The 12,002-nt window shown below is 71.1% G+C and carries 13 protein-coding genes; 7 read left to right on the forward strand and 6 right to left on the reverse strand.

Annotated elements, in window-relative coordinates; all coding sequences use genetic code 11:
• Positions 1-361: 361 nt before the first annotated feature.
• Positions 362-1,003, reverse strand: a complete 642-nt coding sequence (locus ACIOC0_RS25015; protein WP_402157684.1) for a DNA-3-methyladenine glycosylase — start codon at positions 1,001-1,003, stop codon at positions 362-364.
• Positions 1,004-1,158: 155 nt separating this feature from the next.
• Between ACIOC0_RS25015 and ACIOC0_RS25020 the strand changes: the two genes are divergently transcribed.
• From ACIOC0_RS25020 to ACIOC0_RS25030, 3 genes are all read left to right on the forward strand, one after another.
• Complete coding sequence (locus ACIOC0_RS25020; protein ID WP_402157685.1) at positions 1,159-1,941, forward strand: sporulation protein; 783 nt, start codon at positions 1,159-1,161, stop codon at positions 1,939-1,941.
• A 63-nt stretch (positions 1,942-2,004) separates the two neighbouring features.
• A complete protein-coding gene (locus tag ACIOC0_RS25025; protein ID WP_402157686.1) occupies positions 2,005-2,544 on the forward strand; it encodes a YbhB/YbcL family Raf kinase inhibitor-like protein in 540 nt (179 codons plus the stop codon).
• Between the two features lie 197 nt (positions 2,545-2,741).
• Entirely contained in the window at positions 2,742-3,248 is a 507-nt protein-coding gene (locus ACIOC0_RS25030; protein WP_130437496.1) for an HNH endonuclease, read from the forward strand.
• A 35-nt stretch (positions 3,249-3,283) separates the two neighbouring features.
• Here the strand turns inward: ACIOC0_RS25030 and ACIOC0_RS25035 are convergent, their stop codons facing one another.
• From ACIOC0_RS25035 to ACIOC0_RS25045, 3 genes are all read right to left on the reverse strand, one after another.
• A complete protein-coding gene (locus ACIOC0_RS25035) occupies positions 3,284-4,243 on the reverse strand; it encodes an SPFH domain-containing protein (RefSeq protein WP_402157687.1) in 960 nt (319 codons plus the stop codon).
• 168 nt (positions 4,244-4,411) lie between these two features.
• A complete protein-coding gene (locus ACIOC0_RS25040) occupies positions 4,412-4,843 on the reverse strand; it encodes an NfeD family protein (RefSeq protein ID WP_130437494.1) in 432 nt (143 codons plus the stop codon).
• A gap of 85 nt (positions 4,844-4,928) precedes the next feature.
• Entirely contained in the window at positions 4,929-5,726 is a 798-nt protein-coding gene (locus ACIOC0_RS25045) for an ABC transporter ATP-binding protein (RefSeq protein ID WP_130437493.1), read from the reverse strand.
• 384 nt (positions 5,727-6,110) lie between these two features.
• On the opposite strand from ACIOC0_RS25045, the gene ACIOC0_RS25050 reads away from it, so the two are divergent.
• Positions 6,111-6,887 (forward strand): hypothetical protein, encoded by a 777-nt coding sequence (locus tag ACIOC0_RS25050; protein WP_402157689.1) that lies wholly within the window; start codon positions 6,111-6,113, stop codon positions 6,885-6,887.
• A 103-nt stretch (positions 6,888-6,990) separates the two neighbouring features.
• Here ACIOC0_RS25050 and ACIOC0_RS25055 read toward each other — a convergent pair whose 3' ends face one another.
• Both ACIOC0_RS25055 and ACIOC0_RS25060 read right to left on the reverse strand, forming a co-directional pair.
• A complete protein-coding gene (locus ACIOC0_RS25055) occupies positions 6,991-7,632 on the reverse strand; it encodes a response regulator (protein WP_402157691.1) in 642 nt (213 codons plus the stop codon).
• Complete coding sequence (locus tag ACIOC0_RS25060; protein WP_402157694.1) at positions 7,625-8,794, reverse strand: GAF domain-containing sensor histidine kinase; 1,170 nt, start codon at positions 8,792-8,794, stop codon at positions 7,625-7,627. The genes ACIOC0_RS25055 and ACIOC0_RS25060 overlap by 8 nt, the downstream gene beginning before the upstream one ends.
• A 239-nt stretch (positions 8,795-9,033) precedes the next feature.
• Between ACIOC0_RS25060 and ACIOC0_RS25065 the strand changes: the two genes are divergently transcribed.
• The 3 genes from ACIOC0_RS25065 (at position 9,034) to ACIOC0_RS25075 (ending at position 11,930) form a co-directional block, all read left to right on the forward strand.
• A complete protein-coding gene (locus ACIOC0_RS25065; RefSeq protein ID WP_402157696.1) occupies positions 9,034-9,729 on the forward strand; it encodes an SDR family NAD(P)-dependent oxidoreductase in 696 nt (231 codons plus the stop codon).
• On the forward strand, positions 9,729-10,808 hold the full coding sequence (locus ACIOC0_RS25070; RefSeq protein WP_402157698.1) for an S-adenosylmethionine:tRNA ribosyltransferase-isomerase: 1,080 nt from the start codon (positions 9,729-9,731) through the stop codon (positions 10,806-10,808). Before ACIOC0_RS25065 ends, ACIOC0_RS25070 begins: the two co-directional genes overlap by 1 nt.
• 351 nt (positions 10,809-11,159) lie before the next feature.
• The gene (locus ACIOC0_RS25075; protein ID WP_402157700.1) at positions 11,160-11,930 is read left to right on the forward strand and encodes a transglycosylase SLT domain-containing protein; all 771 of its coding nucleotides are present in this window, start codon (positions 11,160-11,162) and stop codon (positions 11,928-11,930) included.
• The last annotated feature ends 72 nt before the right edge of the window (positions 11,931-12,002 follow it).

Here is a 12,002-nt window from a genome sequence, read left to right on the forward strand (position 1 = left end):
AAGGAACGGACGCTTCCTTTGTACTCACCCGAGAGACTCTCTCAGGCTTTCCTCCGGGCGCTTCCCTTCGGTCTTGCGTTTCCGACTCTATCAGACCCTTTCGGCGTCCGATTCCCGGTCGGCGGGTTTGTCTTCGGGCTTCCGGCTTTCGCCTGTCGGCCTTTCGACATTCACTACGCTAGCCGATCCCCTCGCCAACTCATAATCGAGTCATTCGAGATTCGAATTCAGGCATGCGGACATGACGAATTCGACCCCGCTGAGGGGCGTCGTAGGTAGTGGGTTGGCCGCTTCCAGTCACTGGCGAACGCCGTAACCGGTCAAGCGGCTCGGGCTACGTTACGCCCCGACCCGAGGCGAGTCAACTTCGCCGACGCCTCGGTACATGGGCCCGGTAAGGGCTCACCGTCGGGTCGTCAGCTGCCCAGTAGCGCCAGGGGTGCACGGCCCCTTCGCCGGAGACTCCGGTGCGGGGGCCGTTGCGCACCTGGTCGGACGCAAGGGGCGTACCCGCCAGGACGCGCAAGGGGGTGTCCCCGACGGTGCAGGCGTCCGTGCCGTCGAGGGACCGGTCGACGTCCAGAGCGGTCGCCAGGCGGGCGGGACCTTTGGCGAGTTCACTGTCGTTGCGGGCCGAGAGGCGACGTTTGCGCGCCGGCTCGGCCCCCTCGACGATCTCGCCGGCACGAAGCAGGACCGCGCTCGCCCGCCCCTCGGGACCGCACACGAGGTTCATGCAGTGCCACATGCCGTAGGTGAAGTAGACGTACACGTGTCCGGGCGGGCCGAACATCGTGTCGTTGCGGGCCGTGCGGCCGCGATAGGCGTGTGAGCCGGGGTCGTTCGGGCCGTCATAGGCCTCGACCTCCGTGAGGCGCAGGGTGATCGGACCGTCCGGGGTCGTGCGGACGAGGAGGCGGCCGAGGAGGTCGGGGGCGACTTCCAGGACGGGGCGGTCGAAGAAGGACCGGGGCAGGGGCGTACGGTCGGGGGTCGCGATCATGCCCTCCGAGCGTAGTGCAGCCGGGTGGGTGCGTCGGGGGTGGTCAGCGGGCACTCGGCTTGCGAGGGTGGGATCGCGGAACCGGCCGCGGCCGGATCGCGTTTGTAGGGATCAGGGATCCCGTCACAGAGGTCGTAGGTCGTAGAGGGAGAGTCATGGCGTTCAAGAAGCTGCTCGCGAGTCTCGGAGCCGGCGGTGCTTCGGTGGAGACGGTGCTGACCGAGGCCAACGTCGTCCCGGGTGGCGTCGTCCAGGGCGAGGTGCGCATCCAGGGCGGCTCCGTCAACCAGCAGATCGAGGGGCTGTCGGTCGGTCTGCAGGCCAAGGTCGAGGTGGAGAGCGGCGACCAGGAGTACAAGCAGGACATCGAGTTCACCAAGCAGCGGCTGGGCGGGGCGTTCGAGCTGCAGGCGGGCGCGGTGCACGCGGTGCCGTTCGGGCTGGAGATCCCGTGGGAGACGCCGGTCACGATGATCGACGGTCAGGCGTTGCGCGGGATGAACGTCGGGGTGACGACCGAGCTGGAGATCGCCCGGGCCGTGGACTCCGGTGACCTGGACCCGATCAACGTGCACCCGCTCCCGGCGCAGAAGGCGATCCTGGACGCTTTCATCCAGCTGGGCTTCCGTTTCAAGAGCGCGGACCTCGAGCGCGGCGTCATCCGGGGTACCCGGCAGAAGCTGCCCTTCTACCAGGAGATCGAGTTCTACCCGCCGGCGCAGTACCGCGGGCTGAACCAGGTCGAGCTGAGCTTCGTGGCCGACGCGCACGCCATGGACGTCGTGCTGGAGATGGACAAGAAGCCCGGGCTGTTCAGCGAGGGCAGCGACACGTTCCGTTCCTTCCAGGTGGGGCTGCACGACTACCAGGGGACCGACTGGGCGGCGTACCTCAACCAGTGGCTCTCCGAGGTCGGCAGCAAGCGAAACTGGTTCTAGCCTGTTCTAGGCTCGGCACGGAACGGAACTACTGACTCCAGAACCGATTCAGGAGGTACCGAGGTGACCGAGCTCAAGCGGCGGCCGCTGCCCCACGACTTCCATCCGCCCGTGCCGTCGTTCACGGTGACGAGCGACGACGTCGTGGAGGGGGCGACGCTCAGGAGTGCTCAGGTCCAGGCGGCGGGGAACACCTCGCCGCACCTGCGGTGGGAGGGCTTTCCGCCGGAGACCAAGAGCTTCGCCGTGACCTGCTACGACCCCGACGCTCCGACGGGGAGCGGGTTCTGGCACTGGGTGGTCTTCGATCTTCCGGCCTCGGTGACGGAGCTGCCGGTCGGTGCGGGCAGCGGGAAGTTCGAGGGGCTGCCGGAGGGTGCCGTGCACGCGCGCAACGACGCCGGGACCAAGGAGTTCGTGGGGGCCGCTCCGCCGCCCGGGGACGGTCCGCACCGGTATGTGTTCACGGTGTACGCGGTGGACCAGGAGAAGCTGGGGCCGGACTCCGACGCGTCACCGGCCGCGGTCGGCTTCAACCTGCGCTTCCACACGCTCGCGCGGGCGCAGCTGATCGGTGAGTACGAGGTTTCCGCCGGGAACTGACCTCGTCATCGTTCATTCAACGTTTGCCCGCCTCTGGTCTTGGAATTGATCAGGGGCGGGCATTTTTGTTGCCGGGGGTCGCGGGGGTCACCCCGCTTCGGAGCAGCAGATATTGCGTTGTCCATCTCGGCGTGCCCGGCCAGAGTTGATCCCAGCCCGCCAGGGGGTGGGCCGGTGCACACAGGAGGTGGGCTGGTATGCGGGACACGCTGGTACTGAACGCGAGCTTCGAGCCGCTGTCGACGGTGACGTTGAACCGAGCCGTCGTTCTCGTGCTTCAGGACAAGGCTGTCGTCGAGCAGGCCCACCCCGAACTGCGGATGCGGGGAGCCGCGGTCGACATACCGGCGCCCCGGGTGATCCGGCTGTGCAGGTTCGTACGGGTGCCGTTCCGAAGACAAGCTCCTTGGTCGAGGCGGGGTGTGCTGGTCAGGGACCGGCACCGGTGCGCGTACTGCGGGCGGCGGGCGACGACCGTGGACCACGTGGTGCCGCGGGCGCAGGGCGGGCGGGACTCGTGGCTGAACACGGTCGCCTCGTGCGCGGAGGACAACCACCGTAAGGCGGACCGGACTCCGGAGCAGGCGGGGATGCCGTTGCTGCGGGAGCCGTTCGAACCCTCGCCGCAGGACGCGATGTTGCTGGCGCTGGGGCAGGAGGACCTGGCCGCGTTGCCGGAGTGGCTGTCCGTGGACGCGGCCTAGGCATGTCTCCCTGGGGGCCCTGAGGTGGGGTGCCGTCAGTCGATCGACGGCTTCTCGCGGCGTTCCGGGATGCGCTTCTCGGTGCTGCCGCCGTTGGTGCCGCTGCTCGAATTGCCGCCGAGGTTGCCGAAGTTGCCCATGGCGCCGGAGAGGCCCTTGAGGGCGTCGCCGATCTCGCTGGGGACGATCCAGAGCTTGTTGGCGTCGCCCTCGGCGATCTTCGGGAGCATCTGGAGGTACTGGTAGGAGAGGAGCTTCTGGTCCGGGTCGCCGGCGTGGATGGCCTCGAAGACCGTGCGGACGGCCTGGGCTTCGCCTTCGGCGCGCAGGGCGGCGGCCTTGGCCTCGCCCTCCGCGCGCAGGATCTGGGACTGCTTCTCGCCCTCGGCGGTGAGGATGGCCGCCTGGCGGGTGCCTTCGGCGGTGAGGATCGCGGCGCGCTTGTCGCGGTCGGCGCGCATCTGCTTCTCCATCGAGTCCTGGATGGAGGTGGGCGGTTCGATGGCCTTGAGCTCGACGCGGTTGACGCGGATGCCCCACTTGCCGGTCGCTTCGTCGAGGACGCCGCGCAGGGCCGCGTTGATCTCCTCGCGGGAGGTCAGGGTGCGCTCGAGGTCCATGCCGCCGATGATGTTGCGCAGGGTGGTGACGGTGAGCTGCTCGATCGCCTGGATGTAGCTGGCGACTTCGTAGGTGGCGGCCCGGGCGTCGGTGACCTGGTAGTAGATGACCGTGTCGATGTTGACGACCAGGTTGTCCTGGGTGATCACCGGCTGGGGCGGGAAGGGCACGACCTGTTCGCGCAGGTCGATGCGGTTGCGGATGGTGTCGATGAACGGGACGACGATGTTGAGGCCCGCGTTGAGCGTCCGCGTGTAGCGGCCGAAGCGCTCGACGATGGCGGCGCTCGCCTGCGGGATGACCTGGATCGTCTTGATCAGGGCGATGAAGACCAACACCACCAGGATGATCAGGACGATGATGACCGGTTCCATCGCGTTCCCCGTACCCTTCTCCGCCTCGGCGCTTCTGGAAGATCTTATGCTTGTCGAAGATCTTGCTGGTCGAGTCTGACAGACCGTCGTGTGGCTCGTGGGCCGTTCGGTTCACTTACGTCGTGCGGGAGTTGTGCAAGGTCAGCTGTGCGGGGCCGGAGTACGGGGTCAGATGACGATCGCCGTGGCCCCCTCGATCTCCACGACGTCGACCTCCTGTCCGACCTCGTAGGCGCGGTCCGTGTCGAGCGCGCGGGCCGACCAGACCTCCCCGGCGAGCTTGACGCGTCCGCCCGAGCCGTCGACGCGTTCCAGGACGACTGCTTGCTTTCCGCGCAACGCGTCCACTCCGGTGGCGAATTGGGGGCGCTGGGTGCGGTGCCGGTTCGCGATGGGGCGGACGACGGCGATGAGGGCGACGGACACCGCGACGAACACGAGGACTTGGGTGACGGCGCCGAAGCCGAGTCCCGCGGCGACCGCGGCCGCGACGGCGCCGGCCGCGAACATGCCGAACTCCGGCATGGCGGTCACCACGAGAGGAATGCCCAGCGCTGCCGCGCCGACGAGCCACCACACCCACGCGTCGATGTCGTCCACGCGTTCATCGTAGGACCGAGGGTCCCGCTGCCGACAGGGCGCGAAAGGGGGCGGTCGCCGGGATGTGCCGTCCGCGGGGGCGGGGTCAGGACATCGGGAGGCCCTGGGCGGTCCAGCGGTCGCCGACCTGTTCCACGACGAGGGGCAGGCCGAAGCAGTGGGAGAGGTTGCGGGAGGTGAGCTCCAGCTCGACCGGGCCGGCGGCGAGGACCTTGCCCTGGCGGATCATGAGGACGTGGGTGAAGCCGGGGGCGATCTCCTCGACGTGGTGCGTGACCATGATCATCGAGGGGGCGATGGGGTCGCGGGCGAGGCGGCCGAGGCGGCGTACGAGGTCCTCGCGGCCGCCGAGGTCGAGGCCGGCGGCGGGCTCGTCGAGGAGGAGCAGCTCGGGGTCGGTCATCAGGGCGCGGGCGATGAGGGCGCGCTTGCGTTCGCCCTCGGAGAGGGTGCCGAACCTGCGCTCCAGGTAGTCGCTCATGCCGAGGCGGTCGAGGAAGGCGCGGGCGCGCTGCTCGTCGACGGCCTCGTACTCCTCCTGCCAGCCGGCCGTCATGCCGTAGGCGGCGGTGAGGACGGTCTGCAGGACGGTCTGGCTCTTGGGCAGCTTGTCGGCCATGGCGATGCCGGCCATGCCGATGCGGGGGCGCAGCTCGAAGACGTCGGTGCCGGGGGTGCCGAGGGTCTCGCCGAGGATGGTGGCGGTGCCCTTGCTCGGGTAGAGGTAGCTGGAGGCGACGTTCAGCAGGGTCGTCTTGCCGGCTCCGTTGGGGCCGAGGATGACCCAGCGCTCGCCCTCCTTGACCGACCAGGAGACCTGGTCCACGAGAGCCCGGCCCTCACGGACCACGGATACGTCCTGAAGCTCCAGAACATCGCTCATGAGCGCGTTGTCTCCCCTTGCAGTGTGGCCGGACTCGGTCGTCGCGTACGCCTGTGGCTCGGACCGCCGCGCGCGGGTGGGCGCGGCCCTCCGGGAAAATCTACGCCACCGGTCGGGGGACCCGTCCCCTCGGTCCGGTCCTTGGGCCCTTCCGACGGTTGCGGGCGACGCCGGGATGGGTTTCGATCAGTGCGCCTGGGCGTGCTTCGAAAGCGGCGTCGTCCGCCCGGAGGGCGGGGCTCGCGGCGTCCGGTGCGTGTGATCGCAAGGCGGAGGGGCGCCCTCGTACCGGGTGTACGAGGGCAATCCCGACCACGCGGCGAGCGCGTGTGCCGGAAGCCGCGAGTCAGACGGGGCTTTCGAAGCACGCCCTAGGGTGGGGGGATGCTTTCGGAACCGCGCTCTGGTCGCCTTGCTGCTTGGGGAAATGCCCTTTTGGCCGGACTTGTCTCGCCGGACGACGCCGTGCTCGCCATCGTCGGGGAGGACGCGGTGCACCGGGTGGAGGGGCTGCCCGGCGAGACGGCGCCCGTCGGGCTCACGCTGGCGCTGGGTCGGCTGCGGGCACTGGGGGTGCGCGGGCTGCGGCTGGCGCTGCCTGCGCCGGGGCACCCGCTGGGGTTGAGCGGGCCGCCGGAGTTCAACGCGCGGGCGCTGGACGCGCGGGAGGCGGTGGTGTGTCAGGGGGCGGCGTTCGGGCTGGTGCCCGAGGTGTCCGAGGCCGGGCCCTCGGGCGATGTGCACGTGGAGGTGGTGTGGCACTGCCTCGCGGTGCGGGAGGCGCCGCCCGCGGATGTTCCGTCGCTGGGCGAGGCGGAGCGGGAGTTGGCGGAGGCGTTGCGGGAGGCGACGGCTGTGCTGTCGCGGCTGGACGTGGCGGGGTCGGGGCCGGTGGCGGAGGCGGCGATCGACGCGTACCGGGCGCGGGCGGAGCGGGGGCGGGAGGTGCTGGCGCCGGGGTATCCGCCTCGGGCGGTGCGGGTGCTGGAGCTGGCGCAGCGGGTGTCGTTGCTGGTGTCCCTGGCTCAGGAGCGGGGGGAGGGGGGCGCGGTGAGCGCTGCCGAGATGGCGGCGCGCGGGGAGGCGTTGCGGCCGGTGGAGCGGACGGCCCGGCGGGCGCAGGTCGCCGCGTACAACTCCGTCGGGGAGGCGTGGGGGTGAGGTGAGGGTGCGTCCGCCGGGGTGCCGGGCCCGGCGGGGTGCCGCCTGCGCCCACCCTCCCCCATCGCCCCAGCGGCACGACTGCCCGCAGGCTGGGCGGGTGTCAGCCGACCGCTCCGTGGCGTACGGCCCACAGGGCGGCCTGGGTGCGGTCGGCGAGGTCGAGTTTCATCAGGATGTTGGAGACGTGGGTCTTGACCGTCTTCTCCGAGAGCACCAGGGCGCGGGCGATCTCGCGGTTGGAGCGGCCGTCCGCTATCAGGCCCAGCACCTCCCGCTCCCGCTCGGTGAGCGAACCTCCCCTGCCCTGGCCCGAGTTGGCTTCCTCTTGGGACAGGAGCGCGCCCGCGACCTCCGGCTGGAGCAGGATGTGCCCGGCGTGGACGGAGCGGATCGCGCCGGCCAGCGCGTCGGGGTCCACGTCCTTGTAGACGTATCCGGCGGCGCCGGCGCGCAGGGCGGGGACCACCGTGCGCTGTTCGGTGAAGCTGGTGACGATCAACACGCGTGCGGGGTTGGCGAGTTCACGGAGGGTGCGCAGCGCCTCCACGCCGTCCATGCCGGGCATCTTGACGTCCATCAGCACGACGTCGGGCTTCAACTCCTCGGCGCGGGCGACGCCTTCGGCGCCGTCGGAGGCCTCGCCGACGACTTCGATGTCGTCCTGCACCTCGAGGAACGTGCGCAGTCCCCGGCGGACGACCTGGTGGTCGTCGACGAGCAGCACCTTGATTGGGTCAGCCACCGGGGGCCTCCATCTCGATCGTGGTGCCCTTCCCGGGCGCCGATTCCACCGTCAGGCTGCCGCCGATCCCGCCGGCCCGGTCCCGCATCGAGACCAGGCCGAGGTGGCGGCCGGCGCGGCGGACCGTGGTGGGGTCGAAGCCTTTGCCGTCGTCGGTGATGCGCAGCACCGTGTCGGGGCCGCGTTTGTGGAGGGTGACGTCGACGTGGTCGGCACCGGAGTGGCGCAGGGCGTTGTGCAGCGCCTCCTGGGCGACGCGCAGCAGGGCCTCCTCCTGTGCGGCGGGGAGGGCGCGGACGTCTCGGCTGGTGAAGGTGACGCGCGCGGTGTGGGCGCGGTCGAGGACCTGGGCGTGGGTGCGCAGGGTGGCGACGAGGCCGTCCTCGTCGAGTGCGGCGGGGCGCAACTCCACGACGGCGGCGCGCAGTTCGTCGGCGGCTTCGGCGGCGAGCGTGGTGACCTGCTGGAGTTCGCCCTTGGCGCGGGAGGGGTCGCGGTCGACGAGGGCGGCGGCGGCCTGGGCCGTCAGGCGCAGGGAGAACAGCTTCTGGCTGACCGCGTCGTGCAACTCGTGGGCGAGCCGGGAGCGTTCCTCGGCGATGGTGAGTTCGCGGCTGCGCTCGTAGAGGCGGGCGTTGGTGAGGGCGATCGCGGCGTGCTGGGCGAGGATGGAGAGGAGTTCCTCGTCGTCCTCGGTGAAGCCGCAGCCGCTCTCGGGCTTCCGGTGCGGGGAGTCCGCGTTCTCCGGGCGCAGCTTGTTGGCCAGGAAGAGGGCGCCGATGATCTCGTCGCCGTCACGGATGGGCAGGCCCAGGAAGTCGGACATGTCGGGGTGGGCGGCGGGCCAGCCCTCGAAGCGGGGGTCCTCGCGGACGTCGGCGAGGCGCTCGGGGCGGGCCTGGTGGAGCATGGCGGCGAGGATGCCGTGCTGGCGGGGCAGGGGGCCGATGGCCTTCCACTGCTCCTCGCTGACGCCGTCGACGACGAACTGGGCGAAGCCTCCGTGGTCGTCCGGGACGCCGAGCGCGGCGTACTGCGCGTCGAGCAGCTCACGGGCGGAGGCGACGATCGTCTTGAGGACGTCGCGCACCTCCAGGTGCCTGCTCATGGCCAGCAGCGCGGAACTCACCGCGGCAAGGCCGGACCGGGGGCCTTGAGTCATGTCCTCACGGTACCGGCGGGGTGCGACACCGCGGATCGGACCCGTGACGCACCGGGGTAGGGCCGCGGACCTAGGTCCGGGGTCCCCCTCTCGTGGACGTGGAGCGCGGGGTCTGGGCACCGGGGCGTACGACGAAGGGTCCCGGTGACGCCGGTCGGACGGCCGAGGCGGTAGGGGCGGGGCCGTTCCTAGCGTGAGGGGACCGCCGTGCGGCGGTTCGGACGAGGGGACGGTTTGTCATGCCGGTAGCGATCATCACTGGGGCGTCGAAGGGGCTGGGGCGGGCGCTGGCCGAGGCGCTGGCCGCGCGGGGGTGGGACCTGGTGCTGGACGCCAGGACCGCGGAGGTGCTGAAGGAGACGGCGGCGGCGGTCGCGGTGCACGGGACGAGGGTGGAGGCGCTCGCGGGGGACGTCGTGGACGCGGGGCACCGTTCGGCGCTGGTGGCGGCGGCCCGGGGGCTGGGCGGCTGCGATCTGCTGGTGAGCAATGCGAGCGCGCTGGGCGCCGAGCCGCTGGTGCGGCTGGAGGAGCTGGCCGTGGACGGGTTGCGGCGGGCGCTGGAGGTGAACGTGGTGGCGGCGCTGGGGCTGGTGCAGGAGGCGCTGCCGCTGCTGCGGGCGGCCCCGGCCGGGGCGGTGATCGCGGTCAGTTCGGACGCGGCGGCCGAGGCGTATGCGACGTGGGGCGGTTACGGGGCGTCGAAGGCGGCGCTGGATCAGCTCGCGGCGGTGCTCGCGGCGGAGGAGCCGGGGCTGCGGGTGTGGGCGGTGGATCCGGGGGACATGGCGACCGACCTGTACGCGGCGGCCGTGCCGGGGGACGGGGACGCGCGGCCGGAGCCGGGCGATGTGGCGCCGGCCTTCCTGCGGCTGGTCGAGGAGCGGCCGGCGAGCGGCCGGTACGCGGCGCCGGCGCTGCTGGAGGTGCGGTGATGCCGTCGGCCGTGCGGGCGCCGGGCGGGCTCTCGGCGGGGAGGTCGGCGCGGGTGCCGGCCGAGCGGCGCGGGCCGGGGCGGGAGCGGGACGACGTACGGCTGCTGGTGTCGCGGGGCACCGAGGTGACGCATCACGCGTTCCGTGAGCTGCCGTCGGTGCTTCGGGCCGGGGATCTGCTGGTGGTGAACACCTCGCCCACGCTGGCGGCGGCGGTGGACGGGCGGATCGGGTCCGTGCCCGTGGTGGTGCACTTCTCCACCCGTGGTGACGACGGCCGGTGGGCGGTCGAGCTTCGGGATCCGGACGGGAAGGGGACCACGCGTGCGCGTGCGGGCGGGCCGGCGGGCGCGCGGGTGGGGCTGCCGGGCGGTGCGGGGCTGGTGCTGGAGGAGCCGCTGAGCGGGGGCAGTGGGCGGTTGTGGTGGGCTCGGGTGTCGGGTGGGGCGGTGCCGGGGCTGCTGCGTGCGCACGGGCGTCCGATCCGGTACGCGTACACGGAGCGGGACCAGCCGTTGTCGGCCCACCAGACGGTGTTCGCGTTGCCGTCCGCGGACGGGGCGGGCAGTGCGGAGATGCCGAGCGCGGCGCGGCCGTTCACGGCGCGGCTGGTGGCGGAGCTGGTGAGCCGTGGTGTGGGGTTCGCGCCGGTGACGCTGCACACGGGGGTGGCCTCGGCGGAGGCGCACGAGCCTCCGTATCCGGAGCGGTTCGCGGTGTCCGCGGCGTCGGCGCGGGCGATCGGCGCTGCGCGGGCCGCCGGCTGCCGGGTGATCGCGGTGGGGACGACGGCCGTGCGGGCCGTGGAGTCGGCGGTCGGGGCGGACGGGGTCGTACGCGCGCGTGAGGGGTGGACGGATCTCGTCGTCACTCCGGAGCGGGGGGTGCGGGCGGTGGACGCTCTGCTGACCGGGCTGCACGAGCCTGAGGCCTCGCATCTGCTGATGCTGGAGGCCGTGGCGGGGCGGGACGCGCTGGAGCGTGGATACGCGCAGGCGGTGCGGGGACGCTATCTGTGGCACGAGTTCGGCGATGTGCACCTCCTCCTGCCGGGGACGGGCGTCGTGGAGGGGGCGTGAAGCAGTCGCGCACACTCACACAGAGCATTGCTTGCGCAACTGCCGGTGAGAACGATCGAGGGGGCATGTGAGCCCGCACATAGGGCGCACATCACGTACGAAAGTCAATAGGACACAAACCACCCCCTTCCGAACGGGACAGACGTGTTGGTCTGTCCCGTTTTGCCCTTCCCTGATCCACTATCGGGGATCGTACGTCACACCTTTGCCACCGGATTTTGCGGCCGCTAAGAATTGCTCTCGTCGCTCAGCGCCGCGGATTTCGGTCCGCGGCGTTCGTGCCGGAAAAGCACCCGTGTCCGCCGTCGGACGAAAGAGCGACCTCCCGTCTATTCGAAGAGGTCCTTCCGCATGCCCAAGAACACTCACAGGATCGCGATCGCCGGTGCCGCCACGCTCGGCGCCGCTGCCATCGCCTTCTCGGTGGTCCCGGCCGACGCGCACACGACCACGACGGACGCCGCCCCCCTGTCCCACGTCGCCTACAGCTCCGAGCCGGTGCGGGACGTCAAGGCCAGTGTGACCGACCAGCTGGCCGGCGCCAGCCTGAAGGTCCAGGCCATCGAGGCGAAGAAGAAGGCGGCCGCGGACGCGGCGGCCGCGAAAAAGGCGGCTGCTGACGCGGCGGCCGCGAAGAAGGCCGCCGCTGCTGCCGCCGTGGCGAAGAAGGAGGCGGCCGCCGCTGCCGCCGCCAAGAAGAAGGCCGCCGCCGAGAGGGCGGAGGAGCGCGCCGCGAACCGGTCCGTGAAGCGCGTCGCCGTCCAGCAGGTCGCCGCCAAGCGGGTCGCCGCCAAGAGCTACTCCAACAACCTCGACGGCTGGATCCGCGAGTCGCTCGACATCATGAAGAAGCACGGCATCCCCGGCTCCTACAGCGGCATCCACCGCAACGTGATGCGCGAGTCCTCCGGTAACCCGAGGGCGATCAACGACTGGGACATCAACGCCATCAACGGCATCCCGTCGAAGGGTCTGCTGCAGGTGATCCCGCCGACCTTCGCGGCCTACCACGTCCCGGGCACCTCCTGGAACATCTACGACCCGGTCGCCAACATCACCGCCGCGTGCAACTACGCGGCCGACAAGTACGGCTCGATGGACAACGTCGACAGCGCGTACTGATCCTCCTTACGGACACACGGACACACGGACACACGGAAGGGCGGCCCCCCGGACCGGGGAGCCGCCCTCGGG

This window comes from Streptomyces sp. NPDC088254, assembly GCF_044740925.1.
Classification (GTDB): domain Bacteria; phylum Actinomycetota; class Actinomycetes; order Streptomycetales; family Streptomycetaceae; genus Streptomyces.

What these genes read in the sequence shown, in the direction of transcription:
- ACIOC0_RS25060 (WP_402157694.1), bottom strand. Translation starts at nt 8,794, where the DNA reads ATGACTCAAGGCCCCCGGTCCGGCCTTGCCGCGGTGAGTTCCGCGCTG.
- ACIOC0_RS25065 (WP_402157696.1), top strand. Translation starts at nt 9,034, where the DNA reads ATGCCGGTAGCGATCATCACTGGGGCGTCGAAGGGGCTGGGGCGGGCG.
- ACIOC0_RS25045 (WP_130437493.1), bottom strand. Translation starts at nt 5,726, where the DNA reads ATGAGCGATGTTCTGGAGCTTCAGGACGTATCCGTGGTCCGTGAGGGC.
- ACIOC0_RS25035 (WP_402157687.1), bottom strand. Translation starts at nt 4,243, where the DNA reads ATGGAACCGGTCATCATCGTCCTGATCATCCTGGTGGTGTTGGTCTTC.
- ACIOC0_RS25030 (WP_130437496.1), top strand. Translation starts at nt 2,742, where the DNA reads ATGCGGGACACGCTGGTACTGAACGCGAGCTTCGAGCCGCTGTCGACG.
- ACIOC0_RS25075 (WP_402157700.1), top strand. Translation starts at nt 11,160, where the DNA reads ATGCCCAAGAACACTCACAGGATCGCGATCGCCGGTGCCGCCACGCTC.
- ACIOC0_RS25070 (WP_402157698.1), top strand. Translation starts at nt 9,729, where the DNA reads ATGCCGTCGGCCGTGCGGGCGCCGGGCGGGCTCTCGGCGGGGAGGTCG.
- ACIOC0_RS25050 (WP_402157689.1), top strand. Translation starts at nt 6,111, where the DNA reads ATGCTTTCGGAACCGCGCTCTGGTCGCCTTGCTGCTTGGGGAAATGCC.
- ACIOC0_RS25015 (WP_402157684.1), bottom strand. Translation starts at nt 1,003, where the DNA reads ATGATCGCGACCCCCGACCGTACGCCCCTGCCCCGGTCCTTCTTCGAC.
- ACIOC0_RS25020 (WP_402157685.1), top strand. Translation starts at nt 1,159, where the DNA reads ATGGCGTTCAAGAAGCTGCTCGCGAGTCTCGGAGCCGGCGGTGCTTCG.